The 23,045-nt window shown below is 49.9% G+C and carries 20 protein-coding genes and 1 pseudogene; 12 read left to right on the forward strand and 9 right to left on the reverse strand.

The genetic code is table 11. The annotated features are described in order from the left end of the window. Positions 1 to 7 precede the first annotated feature (7 nt). Both sufR and AC1S52_RS03305 read left to right on the forward strand, forming a co-directional pair. Entirely contained in the window at positions 8 to 679 is a 672-nt protein-coding gene (sufR, locus tag AC1S52_RS03300) for an iron-sulfur cluster biosynthesis transcriptional regulator SufR (RefSeq protein WP_482027616.1), read from the forward strand. 41 nt (positions 680 to 720) lie between these two features. Next, a complete protein-coding gene (locus AC1S52_RS03305; RefSeq protein WP_482027617.1) occupies positions 721 to 1,104 on the forward strand; it encodes a hypothetical protein in 384 nt (127 codons plus the stop codon). A gap of 159 nt (positions 1,105 to 1,263) precedes the next feature. On the opposite strand, the gene AC1S52_RS03310 is transcribed toward AC1S52_RS03305, so the two are convergent. Continuing rightward, positions 1,264 to 1,641, reverse strand: a complete 378-nt coding sequence (locus AC1S52_RS03310) for a hypothetical protein (protein ID WP_482027618.1) — start codon at positions 1,639 to 1,641, stop codon at positions 1,264 to 1,266. 375 nt (positions 1,642 to 2,016) lie between these two features. Between AC1S52_RS03310 and AC1S52_RS03315 the strand changes: the two genes are divergently transcribed. Next, positions 2,017 to 3,942, forward strand: a complete 1,926-nt coding sequence (locus tag AC1S52_RS03315) for a chloride channel protein (RefSeq protein WP_482027619.1) — start codon at positions 2,017 to 2,019, stop codon at positions 3,940 to 3,942. A 10-nt stretch (positions 3,943 to 3,952) separates the two neighbouring features. Here AC1S52_RS03315 and AC1S52_RS03320 read toward each other — a convergent pair whose 3' ends face one another. Further along, on the reverse strand, positions 3,953 to 4,426 hold the full coding sequence (locus AC1S52_RS03320) for an AbrB family transcriptional regulator (protein WP_482027620.1): 474 nt from the start codon (positions 4,424 to 4,426) through the stop codon (positions 3,953 to 3,955). A 493-nt stretch (positions 4,427 to 4,919) separates the two neighbouring features. Here AC1S52_RS03320 and AC1S52_RS03325 point away from each other — a divergent pair. Further along, positions 4,920 to 5,479 (forward strand): annotated as a pseudogene (locus AC1S52_RS03325) (COG3415 family protein); the annotation flags it as partial. A 181-nt stretch (positions 5,480 to 5,660) separates the two neighbouring features. Here AC1S52_RS03325 and AC1S52_RS03330 read toward each other — a convergent pair. Both AC1S52_RS03330 and argZ read right to left on the reverse strand, forming a co-directional pair. After that, positions 5,661 to 5,843 (reverse strand): hypothetical protein, encoded by a 183-nt coding sequence (locus AC1S52_RS03330; RefSeq protein ID WP_482027621.1) that lies wholly within the window; start codon positions 5,841 to 5,843, stop codon positions 5,661 to 5,663. A gap of 287 nt (positions 5,844 to 6,130) precedes the next feature. Further along, positions 6,131 to 8,239: a bifunctional arginine dihydrolase/ornithine cyclodeaminase gene (gene argZ, locus AC1S52_RS03335; protein WP_482027622.1), complete on the reverse strand. Its 2,109-nt coding sequence runs from the start codon at positions 8,237 to 8,239 to the stop codon at positions 6,131 to 6,133. Between the two features lie 374 nt (positions 8,240 to 8,613). Between argZ and sfsA the strand changes: the two genes are divergently transcribed. The 6 genes from sfsA (at position 8,614) to AC1S52_RS03365 (ending at position 14,726) form a co-directional block, all read left to right on the forward strand. Next, on the forward strand, positions 8,614 to 9,336 hold the full coding sequence (gene sfsA / locus AC1S52_RS03340; protein WP_482027623.1) for a DNA/RNA nuclease SfsA: 723 nt from the start codon (positions 8,614 to 8,616) through the stop codon (positions 9,334 to 9,336). 305 nt (positions 9,337 to 9,641) lie between these two features. Beyond that, complete coding sequence (locus tag AC1S52_RS03345) at positions 9,642 to 10,298, forward strand: M23 family metallopeptidase (protein ID WP_482027624.1); 657 nt, start codon at positions 9,642 to 9,644, stop codon at positions 10,296 to 10,298. 180 nt (positions 10,299 to 10,478) lie between these two features. Beyond that, a complete protein-coding gene (locus AC1S52_RS03350; protein ID WP_482027625.1) occupies positions 10,479 to 11,540 on the forward strand; it encodes a glucokinase in 1,062 nt (353 codons plus the stop codon). Between the two features lie 116 nt (positions 11,541 to 11,656). Further along, positions 11,657 to 12,265, forward strand: coding sequence for a 30S ribosomal protein S4 (rpsD, locus tag AC1S52_RS03355; RefSeq protein WP_482027626.1), 609 nt, complete (start codon positions 11,657 to 11,659; stop codon positions 12,263 to 12,265). Positions 12,266 to 12,496: 231 nt separating this feature from the next. Further along, a complete protein-coding gene (locus AC1S52_RS03360) occupies positions 12,497 to 13,699 on the forward strand; it encodes an argininosuccinate synthase (protein WP_482027627.1) in 1,203 nt (400 codons plus the stop codon). Between the two features lie 304 nt (positions 13,700 to 14,003). Then, positions 14,004 to 14,726, forward strand: a complete 723-nt coding sequence (locus AC1S52_RS03365; RefSeq protein WP_482027628.1) for a response regulator — start codon at positions 14,004 to 14,006, stop codon at positions 14,724 to 14,726. Here the strand turns inward: AC1S52_RS03365 and AC1S52_RS03370 are convergent. The 3 genes from AC1S52_RS03370 to AC1S52_RS03380 form a co-directional block, all read right to left on the reverse strand. After that, the gene (locus tag AC1S52_RS03370; RefSeq protein ID WP_482027629.1) at positions 14,723 to 15,448 is read right to left on the reverse strand and encodes a molybdopterin-dependent oxidoreductase; all 726 of its coding nucleotides are present in this window, start codon (positions 15,446 to 15,448) and stop codon (positions 14,723 to 14,725) included. The genes AC1S52_RS03365 and AC1S52_RS03370 overlap by 4 nt on opposite strands. A 113-nt stretch (positions 15,449 to 15,561) precedes the next feature. Then, entirely contained in the window at positions 15,562 to 16,188 is a 627-nt protein-coding gene (locus tag AC1S52_RS03375) for a cytochrome b/b6 domain-containing protein (protein ID WP_482027630.1), read from the reverse strand. A 100-nt stretch (positions 16,189 to 16,288) separates the two neighbouring features. Then, positions 16,289 to 17,287, reverse strand: a complete 999-nt coding sequence (locus AC1S52_RS03380; protein ID WP_482027631.1) for a hypothetical protein — start codon at positions 17,285 to 17,287, stop codon at positions 16,289 to 16,291. 230 nt (positions 17,288 to 17,517) lie between these two features. Between AC1S52_RS03380 and AC1S52_RS03385 the strand changes: the two genes are divergently transcribed. Then, positions 17,518 to 18,174 carry a TVP38/TMEM64 family protein gene (locus AC1S52_RS03385; RefSeq protein ID WP_482027632.1) on the forward strand — a complete coding sequence of 219 codons (657 nt, stop codon included), beginning with the start codon at positions 17,518 to 17,520 and terminating at the stop codon, positions 18,172 to 18,174. A 525-nt stretch (positions 18,175 to 18,699) separates the two neighbouring features. Here the strand turns inward: AC1S52_RS03385 and AC1S52_RS03390 are convergent. Then, a complete protein-coding gene (locus AC1S52_RS03390; protein WP_482027633.1) occupies positions 18,700 to 19,776 on the reverse strand; it encodes an IS110 family RNA-guided transposase in 1,077 nt (358 codons plus the stop codon). A 219-nt stretch (positions 19,777 to 19,995) separates the two neighbouring features. Further along, complete coding sequence (locus tag AC1S52_RS03395) at positions 19,996 to 21,141, reverse strand: acyl-CoA dehydrogenase family protein (protein WP_482027634.1); 1,146 nt, start codon at positions 21,139 to 21,141, stop codon at positions 19,996 to 19,998. A 525-nt stretch (positions 21,142 to 21,666) separates the two neighbouring features. On the opposite strand from AC1S52_RS03395, the gene AC1S52_RS03400 reads away from it, so the two are divergent. Next, positions 21,667 to 22,626, forward strand: a complete 960-nt coding sequence (locus AC1S52_RS03400) for an AraC family transcriptional regulator (protein WP_482027635.1) — start codon at positions 21,667 to 21,669, stop codon at positions 22,624 to 22,626. Positions 22,627 to 23,045 lie beyond the last annotated feature (419 nt).

The following is a 23,045-nucleotide window of genomic DNA, read 5'->3' on the forward strand; positions in this document are numbered from 1 at the left end:
AAAAAGAATGACTGCCACTCAGCAGAACTCTACAAAGCAGGACATCCTGCATCTTCTCTTAAAGCAGGGACAGGCTACGGCGCAAGAGTTATCTGAACATTTACAGATCACTCCTCAAGCGATTCGTCGTCACTTAAAGGATTTGGAAACCGAAGGGTTGATTATCCATCAGGTAATTCATGAGGGGATGGGTCGCCCTAACTATGTTTATGCCCTCAGTCGGGAGGGTCGAAATCAGTTTCCCCACCGCCATGAAGAGTTTGCGGTATCTCTGCTGGATACCCTGACTGAAACGGTGGGAGCTGATCAGGTTGGCTCTATTCTGCGAAAGCAGTGGGAGCGAAAAGCAATTGAATATCGGGAGCGGCTAGGCGATGCTTCACTGGAAGAACGGGTTAAACATTTAGTTGAAATTCGTCGAGAAGAAGGCTATATGGCGGAATACTATTCTGTTGGTGCCAGCCAGACGGATGTTGCTGACGTTCAGGAAGGGGATGGAACTTCCTTCATTCTGACAGAGTATAATTGTGCGATTTCCCAAATTGCCGAGTCTTACCCCAGTGTGTGTGGGCATGAATTAGAGATGTTTGCGATCGCCCTTGACTGCCAGGTCGAAAGAACTCACTGGCTGGTGGACGGTGAACATCGCTGCGGCTATTTAATTCGCCAAACCCACTAAATCCTTGCAACCAATACTGGATTATTAATTAGCCTGACCCTATGCAACCTTCGACTGAGTTTTTGACCCCTGAAGAGTGCGCCGAAGTAGACAAGGCGTTGTTGACTTCTCATGACAAGTTTGCGACGCGGGTCGCGATTTATGCTCTGCGATCGCTAAAAAAAATTGCCCAACAGCAGCAAACTACGATTGAAGCCCTCACCTCTGGGCAGATAGAGGACTGGGTTTACCAGGATGAGAGTTTGCAGGGAGGAGGCGATCGCGAGTTTAGAAAGTTCTTTTCCAAGCTAGTGATTTCATCGTTACCGCCTTTAAAGCAGATTGCTCAAGAGTCGAATATAAATGTGACAAATTTGACCTTGACTCAGGTGATTGGCTGGTTTGAGCAGGGAGCAAAGCGGCGGCTTGAGCAGAAATCTGGCTAGCAATTCCCTTACAGCGATTTTCCAGATGAGTAAACTACAATTGCGTGTGGATGGGTGGCTTATGCAAGCGGAAACGGCTGTAAGAGGATGCTTTAAAAGCCTATCCGCCTATCGTCGTGGCGACTATTCGAAAAGCGTTCCCGTAGGGTAGTTGTGGTTTTAATCATCCTTATATTCAAGCAGCATTGGCTGACTTAAAGGTGATTGCCTGGAGGGAGAACCTTGGAGCAGAACTAGTGCTGTGCCTAGAAAAAATACACTACTTAGAACCATAAGCAGCAATGGGTTACCAAAACTTTTGCAATCGCGCCAAAACCGTGCTAAGGGATGGCTTTGCTGGCGCAACCGTTGCTCCGTTAGCAGGTGCTTCAAGGTGAATGGATCGCGGACGTAGTGCCCACTCCAGCTAACAACGAGTCGCTGCCTACAATGCTGGCAGGTAATTAGCCCACGCAGCAGTTTGTGGGGCTTAATGGCATCTGTTCGGTGACAGACCGGACAAGTCGGAGAAGGCGTGTTAAACGTATGGGCGTTCATTCGTATGAGTTAATACAACAGCGACTTCAGCTACCGTTTGGACATTAAATTGCCGCGTTAGGATTAGCGGTAAACTCTGAAAAATGAGACGCGATCGCAAAACAATCGTTCTCTCCCTCACCAAGATTACACACTCGCCAATTTACTTTGCCCCCTCTGGATGCTTTTAGCAAAACCTCATCACTAAAGATTCAATCAACAAAATGCTCTAAAGACAAGCATAGCAGGACTGTTGGAGTGTACACTTAATGTATAGCCGTCAGAATTATTCTTAAAACTATTTCCTGAATTTTTATTTCTTGTTGCCAAAGCTTAACCCTTTAGGAGCCTGCAACCGGAAGGGCAATTCAGGGTCGTATTTTTTTATGATCTTCAATGAACGCCAGTCCCCCTTCCGATTCTTTCGCCTCTTCGTTGTCGATGGTGCGCTCACCATCGTCCTGGTTTGCTCGTGGCTTGAACCGCTTGCAGCCCTCGCCCGAGACTGTCGTGTTGATGCTGGCAGTGGCGATCGGCAGTGGAACGGGTCTGGCGGTGGTAGGCTTCCATTTTTTAATCGATAAGATCCACAGCCTGATGCTGGAAGACTTTATGGGAGTGATTGCCTCCTTGGGTGCCTGGACCCTGGCAACTATTCCCGTTATCGGTGGGCTGGTGGTTGGGCTAATGCGGTGGCGATGGCAGGATTTTGGTCCTGGCATTGCATCCTTACTGTCTACGGCGCAAGGGGTAGAGAGTCTGTCATCCGTTCAGGCAAGTGCCAAAGCCGTCGCTGCTTCGGTCTCTCTGGGCACAGGTGCATCCCTTGGTCCCGAAGGTCCCAGTGTGGAAATTGGCGCAAGTATTGGAGCAATTCTAGGTCAGGCATTGCAGGTGTCCCAAGAGCGACAACGATTGTTGTTGGGGGCAGGAGCCGCCGCCGGACTGGCAGCCGGGTTTAATGCGCCGATCGCAGGCGTGTTTTTTGCCCTGGAAGTGGTTTTAGGCACGACCTTTGCTACGTCAGCCGTCAGTGTAGTACTGCTTTCAGCCGTTGTTGCCGCACTCATCACGCAAATTGGACAGGGAGGGCAGCCTGCCTTTGCCCTGCCAGTTTACGAAGTTCGCAGCTCGCTGGAGTTACCCCTTTATCTGGGGTTAGGGCTGTTTGCCTGTCTGATCTCAATTGCTTACACCCAGAGCATTCAATGGGCACAAAACTTCTTTCAGGGCAATGTAACTCGTGGGGCATGGATGGGGCGGGTGCCACTTTTACTGCGTCCGGCGATCGGTGGCGTAGTTGTGGGCATTGTGGCGCTGCAATTTCCTCAAATTTTGGGGATTGGCTACGAGACGGTTGAGGCGATGCTGCGAGATGCTCAGTTTTCCCTGTGGTTATTACTGACTTTGCTCGTTGTTAAGCTGGCGATGACTGCAATCAGCCTCGGCAGTGGGCTAGTAGGAGGAGTATTTGCTCCAGCGATGTTTTTGGGGGCATCCCTGGGAGCCGCCTATGGAAAGCTCCTACCGCTAGTTTTACCGATTGATCCGCATTGGATTGCTGCCCCACCTGCCTATGCCATGGTGGGAATGGCAGCCGTTTTGGCAGCCAGTGCCCGTGCTCCCCTGACCGCAATTTTGTTACTGTTTGAAATGACCCGCGATTATCGCATCATTCTGCCCCTGATGGCAGCGGTGGGCTTGAGCGCCTGGTTAGTTGAACGTCTGAAGCCGATCGCCCGTCATGCTCCTACCCTTCAGTCCACAGGCTTGAACGTACAGCCAGATCCAAATGTGGAGTTTTTGACCCATTTGCCAGTCGGTCGGGCAATGCACCAAAGTTTCCTGACACTGACAACCTCCGTCCCCGTTCTCCAGGCAGGTTTGATGTTGACCCGGCACCAAGCCCGCAGTGTTCTGGTAGTAAATGAAGCGTATGAGCTAATCGGAATTGTGACCCTTCAGGATATCCGACGAGCGGTTTCCCGTTGGGAGAAAGATTCCGACTCTTCAGAGCATCTCCCTTCAGACAGCACAAGCAGTCAGACTTTGGGAGAAATTTGTACCAAAGACTTGCTCTATGCCTACCAGGATGAGCCAACCTCTGATGCTCTTGCCCGAATGGCAACCAGGGGCTTGCGCCAACTACCTGTGGTGGATCGCAATGACCCAACCCATATTTTGGGACTATTAGAGCAGGAAAAAGTTTCTTTAGTGTTTAGTCTCGAAATGACGCAACAACTGCTCCAACCTTATATTGAGAAGCCAGCAGTGCTTGCTGAACCACTGAACCTCTCAATTTCAGAGCAATCAGCAGCATAAGAGATAAGGCTCACTCTTCATCATCATCATCATCTTCGTCTTCTAAATCTTCATCTTCGTCTTCCAAATCTTCGTCTTCTAAGTATTCCTCTTCTAAGTCCTCATCTTCTGGACGGTCAACTTGTTTGAGATGAATGTGTTTACGCCCCAGGGAGATTTCAAACTCATCACCGGGTCTTAAATCCATTTGCTTTGTGTAAGCCGAACCAATCAACAAGTTGCCATTAGATTGCACACTAATTCGGTAGCTGGCACTACGTCCACCGCGCCCGTTTGCCCCTTGCTTACCATCTAGCTCAATGCCTTCTGCATCAATCAGAGCATTGAGAAATTTCATCATATTAACTCGTTCCACACCATTTTTGGTGATGGTATAGTAGCCGCACTCTCTTGCTTTTTGTTCTTTGCTAAGGTTTTCCAGTTCCTTGACTTTCCTCAGCAGAGCATCACCCGTCAGTGGCTCAATTTTTTTCTTTTTAGACATTCACTTAACTCGAAATAGTGGGGAGTGGGTTGCAACTTTGCCAACTTACCAAGAGATATAAACCTCAAGTTTGGTGTTAGCTTATGAGATCATACTATATCGATATCGTTTTCTTTTTCATACCCAACGTTGACTTCTCTATGCAGCCATGCAACATGGGGCTTAAGCTCCCGTGCCTGACAAAGGTTGAATCTGTTCAGATTCAAATTAAACTAATTTAACGGGTGGTTATTAAAAATTGAATCGGTTGGTTACCAATATCAACTATAGCCATCTCATCCCAGTTCAAGATGCGTTTGCATTTAACAAGGGGCTTAAGCCCCTTGTCTACCAGGCTTTCTTCTGTATAGCTTCAAAGAAAATTGGTATCAGGTCAGTTGGACGTTCAAACGTTGCAATGAGCAACCCCAAAATGTTCTATCTAAGTAGATCAGAGTAGATTAGACTTGAAAAGCTCAGAGTGTAAAGTTAGATAAAGATATTGATTTCAACGATGACGGAGAGGCGGAATAAGGACGCACGCTTACGCGTTGCTCTCAATGGAGCCGAAAAGCGCACCTTGTTTGAGCTTCGCACCACGACAACCGTTCCTCAGCGGGTTAAAGGTCGAGCTGAAGTAGTTCGTTTGAGTCACCAAGGGATGTATGTGGAGAAAATCGCCGCTTTTTTCCAACTGGAATGAGCGACGGTGCAAGAAATGTTGCAGCGCTGGTAAGCCAAGGGATGTGCCCCAAAATAAAGTACCCGCTAGACAATCTGTTCCACGATGGATTCCCGCCTGCGCGGGAATGACGTTGGGATTATTAATTTGCGAGTCCCCAAGGGATTAGGTGGACTATGGGATGCACCTAAACCAGGGTCGCAAAGACGCTGGCAACCAGAAGATATGGAATACGTTGGAAGCGTGCTTACTAACAGAGCCGCACACCTACAATCGTCAGCAACTGGACCACAAGTTAGCCAGTGAGCGGAACGTCGAGTTGGTGCCGACCACCTCGGACAGGTGTTCCAAAAAAAAGGGGGATTTGGAAGCGCACGCGCCACATTCACCGGCTGCCAAGCTGAGAGTCCGTAAGGTTAAAGGCATCAGTAGCTGTTCAGGAAAGGAGCCAAAACGATGCGAGTGGGCTACCGGAAACAAGCACCAGCACGGGACAAGACAAATTGTCTACGCCTGCCAGAAAACCTTGATTAGGACCGTTGAATTGGAGATAATGGAGGCTATCGTCAGTATCTAGAAATAGAGAGTTGGGTACATCTGATTGGCGCGATCGCTATCAATCACTGAGTCCAACTCTTCTTCTGGTGACAATTCAGAAATAGTACTGCTTTGAGCGGGGACAGATGCTTCACCGATATCTTCGGTTTGGGCAGCGTTTTCCAGGAGGGGCAGGTACAGGTAAGAGAGGTATTCCATAGGACGTGGGGCTGATAAAGTGCAATATTCGAAGCAACAAGCACCCTGGCATCGATCTCGGACCATGGGAACCAGTTATTCAACAGTCTGCTTGTCTGACAGAGGCGGGGCAGCTTTGAGAGGGTTCTTTAGACCTGGACGGTGGACACCTGGAAAAGTGCCCCTACCTGCTGACAAGAAACGCCCTAAATCGACACTTATTTAGTGGTTGGTTGCTAGTTTGTGCCTTCAACAAGGCTCTAACAACTAAGCGCTAATCACTAATTGCCCATATCTGCTTCGATGACTTAAACAGGTTGGGCAACCCGATAAGGACTGGTGAGCTTGTTAAGTTGCTGCACCAGCAGACTAAGGAATAAACCCACATCAGTGACGACACCAACCGACTCGACAGAGCCGCGATCGCTCAGCTTAGTCACCACTGCCGGGTTAATATCCACGCAAACCATTTTCACACCCGCTGGGGTCATGTTTCCTACCCCGATTGAGTGAAGCATGGAGGAAAGCATCAAAATCAGGTCGGCTCCCTCAATTAAGCGGGCGTAATCTTCCTGTGCCTTAATCAGATCCATATGGGTATCTGGTAGGGGACCATCATCACGGATGGAACCTGCCAGGGAAAACGGTACCTGATGGCGGACACACTCATAGAAAATGCCATTGGTCAAAACACCCTGTTCCACGGCATTGGCGATACTGCCATAGCGACGGATGGTGTTAATCACCTTCAGGTGATGGCGATGCCCACCCCGCACCGAAACCCCCCGCTTCATATCCACACCCAGGGAGGTACCCATCATCGACTGCTCAATGTCATGAACCGCGATCGCATTACCACCCAGGAGTGCTTGCACATACCCCTCCCGAATCAGCTTCGACAGGTGTTCGCCACCGCCGGTATGAATCACCACCGGACCTGCGGTAACCACTACCTTGCCACCCTGATCTCGGATTTGGCGAAGTTCCCAGGCGATCTGTTCCACCACCAGTTCCACCCGACGTTCACTGGAAACGCCTGCCCCCATGAAACTAAACTCTTGCGTGTTGCGTTGCTCACGAGATTCGGTTTTGCGAACGGTGCGAATACCTTCCACCCCAACCACAACGCGATCGCCGACCTCCAGGTCACGCAAAAGTTTGCACCGGGCAGACATCGTTTGATCATCCACGACGATCGCCCCATCCATGCGCTGGTTCTGGACTTTCACCCATTCACACTTTACCCGCACTTCCGTGGGATAAATCGTAGTGACGTAGAAATCGTCTGGGGCAACTCCCGTCTGGGTAACCACCTCATAGTTCATGTCGCAGACTTCCTGGGGAGGAGGCAACGCACCCAGATCAATCAATTGGGTCATCAACGTCTCCATCACCTCATGGGCAGGAGCCGTCACCTTCACCTCAGCCGAGGAGGTACTTTGCCGCTGTTCACCCAGGTCAAAGTTCAGCACCTTAAAGCTGCCGCCCCCTTCCACAATCAAGTCAAGCGCCTGGTTAATCAATCCAGCATCGAGCAAGTGACCTTCCATCCGAATTACCCGGCTTTCAACCGCTGCCCCAGCATGGACTTCTGCCTGGACTGGCTCTGTCACCCGTAAGGTTAAGCATTTCGCCGCACCCCCAGCTTTCATAAACTCAGCTAACGCGGTTTCAATTAACTGGAATCCTGCGGAACTGAGCCGTTGCTTCAACTCATCACTGGCTTTATTCAGAATGATCAGGTGATCAATATTGACCGCATTGCAAGCAAAGTTAACCGCATCTTCTTCCTGAATTGCAATTCGTTTTTCAGCGGGCACCCGCAATTCAATTAACCGATTGGAATAGGAGTCAAACGCTCCAGGGTAATACAGCAAATAACCGTTACTTAACGGGCAGAAACAGGTATCCAGGTGGTAAAAACGTTCATCCATTAAGCGTAGCGACAGCACCTCAATATCCAGCCATTTGGCAATCATGGGATGGGTTTCCAGTTCCGAGCGGAAGCCATAGCCAGCCCATAGCCAGCGCCCTTCCCGGTCAAACAGGGCATCCCCCGCCCCTTCAAACGGCAAATCCTTGGGCAGTTCGTAAACCTTGTAGCCCTGTTCTTCAAACCATTGCTTGAAGAAAGGTTCCTCTCCCTGGCGTTCTTTGTGAAAGAAGCGACTGAGGACAACGTTATCTCCCAATACCAGACCTGCGTTTGCAGTAAACACCATATCGGGTACCCCAATCTGGGGCTGCACCAGATCAACGATCGCGTGTTCTTTAATGATCTGAAATAGCTGATGCCACTGCTCAACGGCGCGATCGCGCGACGACTTATGAACATTCCCCTCCATCCAGGGGTTAATCACATAGTCCACATCATAGTGATCGGGCGAACACATCAAAAAGCGAATGGAGGAAGACATAAAAATAGACCCCAGTTAGGTTTTGGCTGTAGACGCTGAACGATTAGAAGCGCGATCGTTAATTATATTATGAAAACTTATCTTTCTAGTTGAACTAATTTAATAGGTCATAGAATCTTGACCAAATTACAAGGTTTTGCAGCTTGCAGGCTACAACGAAGAGTTAGCGGATAACTCCCATGCCAGTTGGGTAAGGGTGATAACAACAACCTAACCCCATCGCCGCCTAGTAGAACTTGGCGTAAATCTGCCTACTATTCCTAACATCTGACATCTGTCACCTTGATCATCACTTTACCCAAGCCAGTTTTGTCGAGTTGCTAGAGTGCGTTCACTCCGTTTTATGATCATGAGCGCACTTTTATTTCTTGCTGATGACCGACTTTCTTTATCAATATCCGACCCTCTATCCCGGCATATTACTGAAACGCTATAAGCGATTTTTTGTAGATGTAGAACTGGCGACGGGAGAAGTGATTACTGCCCACTGCCCCAATACCGGACCCATGACGGGCGTTTGCGCTCCGGGCAGCCAGGTTTATGTTTCCCATAGCAACAGCCCGACTCGCAAGCTGCAATACACTCTGGAAATGATTGAAGTCCATGACAATGGACCGACCTGGGCAGGGGTCAACACCAGCCTGCCTAATCGGGTTGTCAATTTGGCACTGACCCAGAAGGTGATCCCCAAACTGGATGATTACACCACCATTCGCTATGAAGTGCCCTATGGGAAAGACCGTAAAAGCCGGATTGATTTTCTCATAACCGGTGAGTCGGTCAAACCCACTTATATTGAAGTGAAAAACACTACCTGGGTGCAGGGAAATCTGGCGTTATTTCCCGATACAGTGACCACTCGCGGACAGAAACATCTACGGGAATTGATGGCGTTGCTACCGGATGCGTCTGCGGTGATGCTTTATTTCATTAATCGGGGAGATTGTTCCTATTTTGCACCGGGCGAAAGTGCCGACCCTGTATATGGGCAGTTATTTCGAGCGGCGATCGCCCTCGGTGTGCAAATCCTTCCCTGCCGGTTTGAAGTTTCTCCCCTCGGCATTCGCTACCTGGGGCTTGCAGAACTGAGCCTATAAAAAGCAGGCGTTATTGTTGCTGCATGATTTTCTTTACCAAATTTTGCGTCTTTCCGCTTCATCAAAAAAAGAGATTCATCCGCTGCAACCTGGGGTAACATACACCGAGTGCTATTCGTAATGCAGCTAAATCTATCCACCGATAGATGGAGTTTGCCTGAGAATTTAAAAGTTCTCTGGCTTCTTGCTGGTTATTAAGAGTGAATGTCATACAGCTTGTCAGGGGCAAATACTTCCCCTACGCCGCATAGAAATCTCCCTTTCGGCTCTCATTTAATCTCAATGGATAGTTGAGGAGTGATTGAATGATCGGACGGTCAATCTTCCAGTCAAAGCGCCTTTCGGCTTTTAGCGTGAGTGTTTTCCTGGTTGTAGGAGTCAGCTTGTTTAGCCTGGTGCCTGTTGGCACAGAACAGGCGACGGTCAGCGCGCTGGAAGCTGGCTCGAATGTAGCAACCAGAGGGAACTGGCGGGGAGCCTCTTTCCCAGTTGAAAACTTTCAAGGCTACACTTCACCCTTTGGCTATCGTCGGTCTCCTGACGGTGCTTCTGAGCAAGAGTTCCATCGGGGTTTAGATCTGGCGGCACCCCAGGGCAGCTATATTCGCAACTGGTGGTCGGGCAAGGTGGTTGAAGTATCCGATCACACGGCTTGTGGCACCTCGGTAGTCGTGAAGTCGGGCGAATGGGAGCATATCTATTGCCACATGGAAGGGTCTGTGGAGACAGCGGATGGTAAGAAGTCTATGCGCGATCGCTCCGGTGGGATGCAAATCTTTGAAGGACAGGCTGTTCCGGCAGGTACTCGCATTGGTCGGATTGGGATGACCGGGCGCACAACGGGACCCCACCTTCACTGGGGGTTGAAGTACTCCGGACAGTATGTCGATCCCGCGCTGGTGCTGCGGGCAATGTATGCAGAGCAGGCGAAATATAGCGCCGTACCAGAGAGATCTCAGTAGTCAAGCGCCTGATTCACTCATCCACTTATCCACACGCCGTTGTGGCTGATTCATCTAAAATCACTGTATCTCACCATCCAAGTAGGATCGCTCTATCTTTCGTATTTTTTGTACCTGAGTGGTGCCCCTGCTTCTGATCCATCCCTGTAGAATGAGATGTGACTTTGGGACAAGCAGACCATGACATTGTTGCTGGCTGGAGATATCGGTGGCACGAAGACAATCTTGAACCTGGTTGAAGCGACAACCGGAACAACCCGAACAGGCTCCGTCCTCAAAGCCCTCTATGAGTCTCGCTATAGAAGTGCCGATTTTCCTGATCTGGTGCCAATGGTTCGCAAGTTTTTGGCGGAAGCGACGCAACAGATAGGAAATGTGGCTGTTCCTGAGAAAGCCTGTTTTGCGATCGCGGGTCCGGTGGTCGATGGCACTTCAAAATTGACAAATTTAAGCTGGTCGCTGGAAACCCATCGGTTGAGTCAAGCGCTCGATATTCCCCATGTCTCATTGATTAATGATTTTGCAGCCGTCGGCTACGGTGTTTTGGGCTTAGAGCTTTCTGACCTCCACACCCTCCAACCTGGAAAACTTCAGCCTGATGCTCCTATCGCAATTATTGGAGCCGGGACTGGCTTAGGGGAAGGGTTTATCATTCATCAGGCAGGCACTTATCAAGTTTATGGTTCAGAAGGAGGGCACACAGACTTTGCGCCCCGTACTCAGCTTGAGTTTCAGCTTTTGCGCTACCTGCTGGAACACCACGGGCTAGAGCGAGTTTCTACAGAACGGGTAGTCTCTGGACAGGGAATTGTGTCGATTTATCAGTTTTTGCGCGATCGCGACATCGCCAAGGAATCTCCAGAAGTTGCTGAGGCAATCCAAACCTGGAGACAGGAAATGGGCAAGAGCGAAAAGACCGTTGATCCGGGGGCTGTGATTGGTCAGGCGGCTCTGGAAAAACGAGATACCCTGTCAGAGCAAACTTTGCAAATGTTTGTAGAACTCTATGGAGCCGAAGCAGGCAACCTGGCCCTGAAACTGCTGCCCTATGGCGGAATGTTTGTTGCTGGCGGTATTGCACCCAAAATCCTGCCTCTGTTAACCGATGGACGGTTCCTCAGCGCTTTTAATCACAAAGGACGGATGAGTCCTCTGCTTGAAATGGTTCCCCTCCATATCGTCCTGAACCCAAAGGTAGGGTTGATTGGGGCAGCATTGTGTGCCGCAAGACTGGCTCAGTAATGGGGTTCCGTTGCCAACCCCCAAAATATTCAATTTCTCCTTTCAACTTAGGCTCTTATCATCCTATACTGGAAGTTCTGGCTAAAATTAATTGAGGAATTTCAGAGGAACTTGTAATGTCGCGTTATCGAGGTCCGCGCCTCCGGATTGTTCGTCGTCTGGGCGATCTTCCCGGTCTTACCCGTAAATCCCCAAGGCGGGCATATCCCCCTGGGCAGCATGGGCAGGAGCGTAAAAAGCGCTCTGAGTATGCTGTCCGTTTAGAAGAGAAACAAAAACTTCGCTTCAACTATGGTTTAAGTGAACGGCAACTGCTTCGCTATGTACGGAAAGCTCGTCGAGCAGCCGGTTCTACAGGACAGGCTTTGTTGCAGTTGCTAGAAATGCGGTTAGACAACACGGTGTTTCGTCTGGGAATGGCTCCCACCATCCCTGGTGCTCGCCAACTGGTCAATCACGGGCATGTCACGGTAAACGGTCGCGTTGTGGATATTCCCAGCTATCAGTGCCGTCCCGGCGAAGTGATTAGCGTTCGAGATCACGATCGCTCTCGTAAGCTGGTAGAGGCAAACCTCCAGTATCCAGGTTTAGCAAACCTGCCCAGCCATCTAGAGTTTGACAAGAACAAGATAGAAGGGAAGGTAAATGGGATTGTAGACCGTGAGTGGATCGCTCTACAAATCAATGAACTGCTGGTGGTTGAGTACTACTCCCGTCAGGCTTAGTTCTCAATCGCTAATTTCAGCATATTCCGCGGCATTATTATTTTTGCTTCAACCTCCTGGCTCCGTCAGACCAGGGGGTTTTTTGCTGCGATCTTTAATGGTTCCCTGACACCTCACCCCTCACTCCTGACACCTCACACCTGCTTACCGTTCTGTACGCTCTCTGACAAGAATTTGTAATCATTCACTGCATAATGAGAGTTTAGTCGTTTTAACAGGACCGAGAAAGTCATGGGTCGCGCCAAAAAAGTTGTGCTGGCATACTCCGGCGGAGTTGATACGTCTGTTTGTATTCCTTACCTGAAGCAGGAGTGGGGAGTTGAGCAAGTCATCACCCTTGCTGCCGACTTGGGGCAGGGGGCTGAACTGGGACCAGTCAAGGAAAAAGCACTGAAATCGGGAGCCGAAGTTTCCCTGGTGATTGATGCGACGGAAAGCTTTGTCAGGGATTATGCCTTTCCGGCGATTCAGGCAAATGCTCTGTATGAGCATCAGTATCCCCTTTCCACTGCCCTGGCTCGTCCCTTGATTGCTAAACTACTGGTCGATGCGGCTGAAGAGTATGGTGCCGATGCCGTTGCCCACGGCTGTACGGGCAAGGGAAATGACCAGGTCCGGTTTGATGTGTCCATTTCTGCCCTAAATCCAAACCTAAAGGTGCTGGCTCCGGCACGGGAATGGGGCATGAGTCGGGAAGAAACCATTGCCTATGGGGAGCAATTTGGCATTCCGGCTCCCGTGAAAAAGTCTTCTCCCTATAGTATCGATAAAAATTTGCTGGGACGGGCAATTGAGGCGGGACCGCTGGAAGATCCCTGGACAGAGCCACCTGAAGAAGTGTACGAAATGACTACGGCGATCGCCGAAACCCCTGATCAGCCTGAGTATGTTGAAATTGGCTTTGATCAAGGAGTTCCCACAACTTTGAACAGTCAAGCCCTCAATCCTGTCGCTCTGATTAGCGAACTTAACGAGATTGCCGGAGGACATGGCATTGGACGCATCGACATGATCGAAAATCGGCTGGTAGGCATTAAATCACGGGAGGTGTACGAAACCCCAGCGCTAACCTTGCTGATTCAGGCTCATCGTGATCTGGAGAGTCTGACCCTGACTCCCGATTTAATCCACTACAAACAGGGAATTGAAGAAACCTATTCCCGGATGATTTACAACGGACTGTGGTATAGCCCGCTGCGGGATGCCCTGGATGCCTTCATCCAAAAGAGCCAGGAGCGGGTTTCCGGCACCGTGCGTTTGAAACTGTTTAAGGGACATGCGATTGTGGTTGGGCGCAAGTCTGCCTACTCCATCTACAGCCCTGACCTGGCAACCTACGGAGCAGACGATACCTTTGACCACAAAGCCGCTGAAGGTTTTGTCTACGTGTGGGGATTACCCACCCGTGTTTGGTCACAAAAGCTACGTCAGTAGAAAGAGGGAAGGGGAGGGCAGAGGCTACCGGGAAAAGGTGAAGCGTTTCGGGCGATCGCCCCCTACAACTATTTTTAACAAGCCATCTTGCCCTTTCCTGGTAAATTCTTTTATCCCACTTAAGGTAGATTACTTTTCCCCTAACCCTAGATAGATGCAGTAAGCCTTGATACCTGCAATTGTCTATAACAGGAGAAAACGCAGGTGTATCTCCAGGACAAAACTGGCTAGTTTTGTGTATTACTGGAGTATGAGCATGGCGTGTCCCTGAGCCTGCTATTTTTGGATCTGAGGAACCCAGATTATGGATGACATTCGCATTGCGCTAATTGAAGATCATGACCTGACCCGCGTTGGTATGCGGACAGCGCTTCAACAAAGAGGCGGTTTTCAGGTTGTGGGTGAGGCAGCGAATGCAACAGATGGGCTGAAATTGCTGGAAACAACTTCTCCGACTGTTGCGATCGTAGATATTGGGCTGCCTGACATGGATGGGGTTGAGCTGACCCGCCGCTTCAGAAAGTTTCAGGCAGAATCTGAAGACTCCTCTAAGCCCGCGACCAGAGTCTTAATTCTGACGTTGCAGGACAGTGAAGAGGTTGTGATGGCAGCATTTGCAGCCGGAGCAGACTCCTACTGTATGAAGGATGTAAGCCTGGATAGCCTGACAGAAGCACTGAAAGTGACGAGTGAAGGTAACTCCTGGATTGACCCGGCGATCGCCAAAATTGTGCTTCAGCAGGCTCGCCAAGCTGCTCCTGAAGGTGCCGTCGATGCTGAAACGGTCACCATCAGTGCCGCCGAACCGGAATACAGCCAAATGCTGGAGGCATACCCGCTGACAGAGCGGGAACTGGAAGTGCTGCAACTGATTGTGGATGGGCACAGCAATGCCTCGATCGCCGAAAAACTGTACATCACAGTTGGCACAGTCAAGACCCATGTTCGTAACATTCTTAACAAACTTTGTGCTGATGATCGTACCCAGGCAGCCGTTCGCGCCTTAAGAGCAGGTCTGGTTGGTTAAAGCCCTGCAAACCACTCATATCCTTGGTCTTCCCAATAACCACGACGAGGCATCAGTTGATGGGTCAAGGTCACACGGGTTACCCACTTGCTCTGCTTGTATCCTAGCTTGATGGGAGCTGCCAACCTTAAAGGAGCGCCATTGTTGATCGGCAACGGCGCTCCATTTTTTTGATAAGCAAGTAGCGTTTGAGGATGCATGGCAGATGCCAGATCCCAACTTCCGTAGTAACCATCCGCCGATTCAAAATAGACATAGCGGACTCCAGCTTCAGGCTGCGCCAGTCGAATGAGTTCTCGTAGCTGCACTCCGCCCCACTGAACGATCGCCGCCCAACCCTCTACACAGACATGACGGATGACCATTGAAGTCAGTGGCAGAGTGTAAATCGCCGCCAGATCAAGTTGCAGGGGATGGTTAACCGCTCCATCTACCACCAGCCGAAAATTTTCAGGGTCAAGCGTGGGCGTAAATCGAAACGTGTTGACAATCAATGCATCGGGTTCAATGGCACTGACTGGAAATTCAGGCACTGGCTTTTGCGGATTTAACAGCAGGGCATCCAACTGATCATTAATTGGCATAAATAGCTTACCCACTGGGTTCTCCAGCAGAGTCAAGCCAGTGGCACCTAGAAGCCAGCCTGCACCCGTCATTCCAGCAATCCGAAGAAAGCTGCGGCGAGAGGAAGATTCAGGAGCGTCAGGAGAGTTAGAAGTCATGGGAAAGTTGGGAGTTGGAAGTTGAGAATTGAGAGTTGAAAGTTAACAATGACCAATGACCAGTGACCACTGACCAATGACTAACAACCCCTTCACCCCACCCTGTGGGAACGCTAAAGGCGAACATCCTTCACCTTAAACATCGAATCTATCAGGCGATCGCCCCCTGCCTTGAGTGCCAGCAGGGAGTGAAGCATGGCAAATATCAGGACAGTGGGTACAGTCAGGAAGTGAACGACCCGGAGGGGAAACCAGCCACCAAAGCAGTCTACAATCCAGTAAAACTGCGCCGGTTTATACATGCCAATACCTGTGAAAAGCGCCAGTAACAGAATGGGAATGATAGCGGTGTAAACAATCCGGTGCCATGCAAAAATACGACGCTTGGGGTTGCGGCTGATTTGCAATGCCTTTATATCCTTGTTCCCAACGTAGCGATGCTGCCACCGGCGGCTGAGCAACACATAAATTCCATACCAAAGCAGGTTTAGAGAAAAGAACCACATAGCAGCAAAGTGCCAGTGCCTTGCTCCTGCCAACCATCCCCCCAAAGTGATTAGCAATGGAAAGTGATAACCCTCTCGCCCACCAAATACCGGGTTGGCATTATAAAGCCGCAAGCCACTAGTTAGCATGATAAACAGGCTAATAATGTTGACCCAGTGAAAGATGCGGGCAGGGGTTGCCTGATGAAAACTCGATTTTGTTAGCGGGGCAGGAGTAGCCACCGAATCTGCCATAACGTTTTGTAAATAGGCACAATCCTAGTGTACTTGGCAAACGGGTCAGGTATCAGGGTCAACCAGTCTCAGGTGTCAGGGTACGGGATAACCGATGCCTCTAACCTTCTCCCTTCACCCCTGTCCATTGATAATTCCGCACGGTGTCCCAAGCAATTTGTTGGTAAATTTTTGCCTGTTCTGCTGTCAGTCCAGTATCCGCAAAGGTAACTCCGACTGGGCTTTTGGCATAGATGCTGGAGTAGAAAATAAGCGCCACCAAGTAGCTTCCCTTTGAAGACAGGTGAGAGTCGTCATTAAAATGCTCGGTGAAGAAATTTTTAATACCGGGGACTTTTCCTGTCTCAATCGCCCGTTTCAAATTCACCAATCCCAATCCTCCCGGGACGATCAGCACGGGTTTGCCCTCATTCTGGTCATCTAAACGCTGGCGTAGCGCCTCGTGATATGCCAGGTGATTCATCGCTGCCTCTTCCCAATTTCTGGCAGGCTTTAAGCCCAAATCTTCTGCGCTTCCATCAGCTTTTGACCAGCGATCGTCGAGCTTTAGATCAGACCATTGAGCGTAGACCCAGAGCTGAACGTTGGGGCTTTTTTCCCGTGCCAAACGATAGAAGCGTCCGCTGTATTCGGTTTCGTTTTCCAGGGAGCGATCATGTCCAGCATAGGGTTGGGTAGACAAGTGATCAATGGGAGCCTGAGTGTTAAAGACAACCCGATAGTCTGCTTCGCCCAGCGCTTCGCCTGGGTGGTTCCAGTTCCAGTCAGTTGGGGCACCAGGAATTGTTGAACGCAGATAAACGTGGTCATAACCTGCACTGCGGGCGATCGGCTCCAGCCAGTTGTTGATACTATCGGTCAGACTATTCCCAATATGATAGGTGCGTTGCCCGGTAGTTTCGGGAGAACGTTTGCTAATCAGGGTGGATAGGGACAGGTTTGCTTTTTCTAGACTGTCTGACGCAACCGTAGGTGAAGAAGTAGCCTGCTCAGTAAAGGCTGGCATAGAACAGTTTTGTAACCAGGGAGCGGCGATCGCTAGACTCACCGCCAGAAAAATTGACTTCATCACTTTTCTATTGTCCATCAGTTGTTTCATAGAACCCTCTCCCCCATGGCAATTAGGACTATAGATGTAGTTCGTGGTTCGTAGTTTGTGGTCAATGGCTAAACTTCAGCCTTCAGCCTTCACCTTTCGCCCTTTGCAACCGACATCATGGCACACCGATCCTGCTGCTTAAAGGATGAGTTCAAAATTTTCTTCACACCTTTGCTACATCTTTATTAAAGCTTCAGGGTATAGTGGAGTGCATTTCCCTGGAAGGTGCTATGCAGATTCAACGTTACAAAAGTGGCTTATGGTTAGCGCTCGCGTTTCTGGCGTTTCTGGTAGTTTGCTTGCTGGGTCCCCTCAGTCTGTTGCTGGATGACTCTTCCCTGACGGACTTTTTCAAAAATCTTGGTTTTGGAGCCACGCCCCTATTCCTTCTTTTATTTGCCGCAGCAACCAGCCTGGGCTTTCCTGGCAATGTGTTGTCGATTGCGGCGGGAGCAATTTTTGGGCTGTTTTGGGGCACGGTCTGGTCTGTGATTGGTTCCACCCTGGGTGCAACGGGCGCATTCTGGCTGGCTCGCCATTCCCTGCATGGCTGGATTGAGAGCCGCTTTGGGCACCATCCCATCATGCAGCGGTTGAATCAAGCGATCGCTCACCAACCCCTGAACTTTGTCATGGCAGTTCGCTTCACACCTCTGTCCCCCTTCAGCCTGGTCAACTTCTTGTTTGGGTTGACTCCGGTTGATCTAAAAATTTACATGATGGGAACCTGTGTGGGAATTATTCCCCTTTCTCTCACCTATTCGTGGTTGGGCGTTGCCGGTAAGCAGGCATTAAACGGTGGCGATCGCCTGCCACTATTTTTAGCGCTCACTATGCTCTCCCTGCTTTCACTCCTGCCGATTTTGATGAAGAAGCGATCTGCGTGAAAATCGCCCAACTTCAACAACTCCAGGCTGAAAAGCTGAGCGATCGCAGCAACCATGAGGGCAAAGGTGCGTGATCCCGCTACGGCAAGGGGTAATCACACTTTGGATGTTCGGTTTCGTTGGAACCACGAGGTGATGGGTGAAAAGTTGACGGTACTTACCCCAGCCAGTCATGGAAAAAGTCAAGTATAGGCGAGACAACTTTGTGCGACTCTACAGGAATCTCACAATTCACTCAAAGCGAAACGAACAATTAGTGTACTTTTCTACGACTTTTCATCCACTTAGGTGTCGGATACCCGTGCAACAACCAGTCATTCGTGGTCAGGGTCGTAACCCTGCCACCCGTTCCTTATTCGCTGTTTAGGGGTGCTGCGCCGCCAACAACCTAACGTTGTCGTTCTTTGAACGCGAACCTGGGTTAAACACGCGGTCACAGCGGTGATGATGAAGATCCGGTATTTCCGAAAATGGATGATCCGTCTGGCTCTCCGTTCAGGAAAACCTGGCAGCCTCGTACACTCCTCAGGCTGCTGTGACAACCTCCTCTGTGACAACCTCTTCAATGGGGTACGGCACCTGATGACGGAAAGCCGCTCGAATGCGACCAATTAACTTGCGAGCCACCCCGACAATGGCGCGTTTACTGCCTCGACGTGCCTTCACTCGCTCAAAGAAGCTCGCCAGCGAGGTATCGGTTGCAATCGCTCGCCACGCCACTTCAATCAAGATGCTGCGAACTTGAGTATTGCCCTGTTTGGTGATGCTGCCCCGACGGGTATTCTCCCCACTGGAATACTCTGCCGGGGTCAATCCGGTGTAACTGAATAACTGGCGTTCATTGGTAAAGTGCGATAAGTCTCCCAATTCATTGGCTAAAATGCGCGCACTCACTGGACCTACTCCTGGTACAGAACGATAGGTCGTTTCGTAAGGGTCGGCGGCAGCTTGCGCTTTTAAGCGAACCTCTAACTGAGCAATCTCCTGGTCTAATGCTTGCCAGATGCGCTGATGACTCCTGACTGTACAACCAAACTCCTCACTTGGACACTGCTTCAGCAAGTCTGCCACCAGCGAATGCGTCATGCGGCGCTGATCTACTGGGGCAATCAGACCAAATTGGTGTGCTTTCATGCGAATACAGTTCTGGCTCTGGGTGCGTTGTCTCACCAACTGGCTGCGGGTACGGCTAAGCAATCGAGCCTCTTCTTGCGCCACTGATGGAATCCGAATCCCCCTTAATCGCCCGGCTTCCAGGTGCTCGGCGATCTTCCGAGCATCCCGTTTGTCGGTTTTGACCCGGCTGTTTGCGGCAACCTCGATCGCTGCCGCATGAACCACGATGCTTTTAATCCCCTGTCGCTGCAATTCTCGGTGTAATCCAAAGCCCGAAAATCCAGCTTCATAGGCGCTATGAATCTCAGCCTCTGGAAAAAATTTACGCAGTGGTTGTCCTAACGCCTCAGGCTCTGCTGCTGTTGTCCATCGTTTTGCCTCCATTTGCTGCACTCGTGCCACAACCGAATAGGTTCGTTTGTGAACATCAATGCCGACATACACTGTTTCACCGGTATATGATCTTCTTTGTGCGGTGGGTTTCATACAAGTCTTCCTCGCTTGTTGGGTTTGTATACTTCAAGCTTATGGGGTGTCTTGTCTCACCGCACTTTACTTTTTCATCATAGGGACAACCTACCCAGTCCTTAATATTTAATTAGTCCCACCTACTTAGCAGTGGAGTATCACCTATCAGATCAGCAGGTTGAACTGGTTTTGCCCATTGTTCCCAATGATTCAGATCATACCCAAAAGCAGCAACGCCTACTTTTGAGATTGTCTATTGAGGGCAATTTGTCCTGCAAATCGGCGCTGTTCACCTTCTCGTAAAGGATGATAACGAGCGGCTTGAGCATCGCGGAACAACTGTTCTAAACCCAACGAACGATAGAAAGCAGTGCCACCCGTCGCTTCCATTGCCAGATCAACAACGCTTAGCACAGCACGCGCTGCTAACGTGCGCCCGATCATGATTTGATTGGTGGTATCAAATCCAGGCTGACTGGTATTTGCCACTGTAATCATATGTTGCAATGCCAATCTCGAAGCCATAAGTTCATTCTCAATGCCACCGACCAGGTAGCAAATGTGGTCATTTTCCGGGCGTTGCTGAATCAATTGCACCGTTAAGTTTCGTGCGGCTTCTGCCACGCCCACATAGACGGAATAGATCAAGGGAAATGCCACCATGCTGATCGTGTGGAACAGAGGATGCCACTCACCCTGGGGTCGCCTCAGCGCGATGCCTGCATCAGGCACAAACACGCCTGCCAACAGAATGTTATGGGAACCGGTGCCCTGCATTCCCATTGCGTACCAAATGGGATCGATTTTGACTCCCTCAGCATGGACAGGAATGGCAAAATGCAAAACGGTAGCGCCAGCCTCTGGATCATCGTATACGGCACTGGTCATGAGCAAATCACCAGCGGGGGCACCGCTGGCAAAGACTTTACAGCCGTTAATCCGAAAACCCCCTTCCACACGAGTTGCCGTACCGGAACCTTGCAACCAATCCGAGCCACCACTGCTGAGCAGAATAATTTGTTCCATTGCCACTCGTCGCAGCAACCCCTCAACCGGAGCGTTTTGATGATGCCAACGCCAGACAGGGATCATCACTTGATGGGTATGCATGGCAAAGGCAAGTGCTGTTGAACTGCAATGATGGGCAAGCTCACGCAGGACTTCACACATCTCGACGTAGCTTGCGCCTCCACCGCCTAATTCGGTAGGCACGCCAGCCGCAACAAATCCATGCTGCCTCAAATCTGCAAAGTTTTCAGCTACAAAGCGATCGTTTTCGTTGGCATCGGTGCGACGTTCTGCAAATTGAGAACCTAAGTCTTTAGCACGTTCTATCCAGGTCTTAACAAATTGATGGGCTATGGGGGTTTGTAATTCCAACATGTGTCTTCTCCAGGTCAAGAGGAATTGATTTCTAAAGTGATTGATGATCAGTTTGATCGATTAAAAACAGAGCTTTGGGCGTGTTAATTCAATGTGCAATTCTTGAAATTTTGTACGGGTTTAGCGCTTGGCAAATCCATTTGGCAGAAAATCCCCAAGCGATCGCCCACGGTCTAAACCTCTATGCTCTAATCCGCATCAGGAGTGGCTTCCATAAAGTACCTGCCAATCGAGAGAAACTAGAGAAGAACAAGGATTTTCAACAATTGCACCACAGTGCTAAGGGAACGACTGCGATCGGGCGACGCTCAAAATGTCTGCCCCAAAACCGATCTAGAAAGGGTAAACGGAATATGTATACTTTTGTATGCAAGAGCCACACACGCTTAACTCTATACTTGACTATGAGGATGGGATGTGCAATGACTGAAACGCTAGAGTTTTTGACTGAAACGCCAAACCTATTAATGTGGCTGTGCTGGATGAACAGTTTTAGAATCGGTTTTCAGAATTCTTAAGAGCGCTATGGATGTTCTCTCTGATGTGCTTCGAGTCATTCGCCTTTCGGGTGGTGTCCGATTTCGTACCGAATACTCTGCCCCCTGGAGTATTGAAACGCCACCACCGCCTCAGTTGGCAGCACTGCTGCAAGCCGCCTCTCAGCGAATTGTTGCGTTTCACATCGTTGCTGAGGGTACCTGTTGGGTCGAAATGGAGGGATACTCTGAAGCCCAACCGCTTGCTAAGGACGATATCATTGTTTTTCCCTATGGCAGTTCTCATACGTTGAGCAACCAGCCCGGCAAACTGCCGATTCCAGTCGGAGATATTCTTCCTGATCAGCCCTGGACAGATATGCCAGTCTTGAAATATGGCGGAAATGGAGCGCTGACACAGCTTGTCTGTGGCTTTTTGCTGTGTGATGAACCGTTATTCAATCCATTCCTGCGAACCCTACCGCTCCTGATGCATATTTCAGTCTCCACAGAGCCAATTTCTCCGCTATTAGAAACGGGAGTTCGCTACATCATTCAAGAAACGCTCAGCGATCGCCCGGGCAGTAGTTGTCTGCTGGCACGGTTAACCGAGTTGATGTTTGTGGAAATTCTTCGCAACCACATGCAGCAGATGTCCGAACAGCCGCTTGGCTGGCTGGCTGCACTGAATGACTCAATTGTGGGTCAGGTACTGGATTTGCTCCATGCTCGCCCTGAGCATAACTGGACGGTGACAGAGTTGGCTGGGCAGGTAGGAGTTTCGCGATCGACGCTGGCGACTCGCTTTACTCAACTACTGGGCCAGCCACCCATGCAATATTTAACCCAGTGGCGGCTACAGCTAGCGGTGAACCTGCTAAGAAGTTCAGATGCAGCCATGGCAAAGATTGCAACCCAGGTGGGGTACGAGTCAGAAGCTGCATTTAACCGAGCATTCAAGCGGCATTTAGGCATGCCTCCTGCAACCTGGCGCGACAGCTTACGCTGACTGCCCCTACCAGACACCGACCACACATTTGAAACATCACTCCATTTTCATTTGTGTACACCACACCGATCCATTGTTTCGCATGAATCTAAAGGTGGCACCTGTGGGGCACTTGTCTGAAAACCGCTATTACTCGATGCCCAGGCATGTTATCACGTCCATTTTGTAGTTGCCAGTACAACAAATGGATGAAGTTAGTGGATATTATCCGTATGATCAAGTTGAAAGCTTGAATTACTCCAATTCGTTAGGTGTTACTGATTCGCAGTCTCAAGCTAAACCCCATCCAAGTTGAGAACTGGAGATTTTTCATCAGGAAAAACGACGAGTTTCTAAGTTGGTCAGGTTTACACTGCCACATTAATTAAAGGTTTCTATAGAAATTCGATTTGATCTCTGAACAAATTGGGAAGGGGGAA

The sequence above is a fragment of the Kovacikia sp. CALU 1929 genome (genome assembly GCF_056784235.1).